General features: G+C 32.7%; 1 protein-coding gene. It reads left to right on the forward strand.

The annotated features are described in order from the left end of the window. Positions 1 to 252: 252 nt before the first annotated feature. A complete protein-coding gene (locus tag KPL50_RS26495) occupies positions 253 to 975 on the forward strand; it encodes a DUF4397 domain-containing protein (protein WP_253200829.1) in 723 nt (240 codons plus the stop codon). The last annotated feature ends 216 nt before the right edge of the window (positions 976 to 1191 follow it).

Below are 1191 nucleotides of genomic sequence, written 5' to 3' on the forward strand. Positions count from 1 at the left end.
CTTACGGTTAAGTTTATATTTTGTCTCTGCCGTATGTCTATGCCGTATTTTTAATCTTTCCACATTGTATAACGGTTGTCCCTGTAATATAGTTGCACTTTCTTAAAAGTTTTTTGTTAAGCCATGAAATAATATCCACATATTATAGAAGCGAATGAAAATTTACTTTAAGTGGCTACTTAACAATTTAGTAACCTTATATGATATTGCTTCATATATTAGTATAGTAAAAATGTTTGAAGGGAGCCTTTTATGTTTTATTGTCCAAAAAATTATAACGATCCTTATTCTTTATGTAGAGATAACTCTATTTATAGGGAAAACTCTCTATGTAGTGATAACTCTCCATATAGGGTTGCAACCATGAATTCGTATATCAGAGTTCTTCATTCTTCACCTAAATCCCCAGCTGTTGATGTGTATATTAACGATATATTAAAGTTCAGAAATCTTACGTATGGTACTTTTACGGATTATGTGGAGGTTATGAGCGGTGATTACAATATAAAATTGTATCCTGCTGGCACTAAAATTACACCTGTACTTAATAAAAATATTTTTATCCCGAAAGAAAAAATTTATACGGCCGCAGCAATTGGAACTTTGCCAAACATTGATGTGCTACTAGTTTTAGAACCTAAAGTTAATAATCCTTCTAATAATGCTTATATTAAATTTGCTCACTTATCGCCCAATGCTGGCGCTGTTGATGTAACCCTCCCGGACGGTAAAATTCTTTTTAAGAACGTTAAATACAAAGAATCTACTGATTATATAGAGGTTCCGCCTGGAACCTATACATTAGAAGCTAAACCTACAGGTACCCAAACTACTGCTTTATATGTCCCAAATGTAAGATTAAAATCTCAACGTTTTTATACCGTATATGCTATAGGCCTCGTGGGCGGCAACCCAGGCCTTCAAGCTTTAATTCCACTAGATGGTAGTTCTTATTTAGATTTAAGGGAAGACTAATTAAAAATACCAAGCGAATATTCGCTTGGTATTTTTTTAAACTGTTTTATTAGGATGCTAGGGATTTTACTCTTATTAAATCTGAATAAGCACTATATACCTTAATTCCACGGACCATCTTATATGATCTTATGCTATAGTAATAGTTTTTATTCGAAGTAAGACCAATACTATTATACTTCGTAATTTTTGGTGCCGATATTAAGACGTATGGAC

Origin of the sequence: Clostridium sp. CF012 (assembly GCF_018861755.1) — a bacterium.
In the GTDB taxonomy this organism is placed as follows: domain Bacteria; phylum Bacillota; class Clostridia; order Clostridiales; family Clostridiaceae; genus Clostridium_AD.

Coding starts and splice junctions, on each gene's coding strand:
- KPL50_RS26495 (WP_253200829.1), top strand. CDS start 253: ATGTTTTATTGTCCAAAAAATTATAACGATCCTTATTCTTTATGTAGA.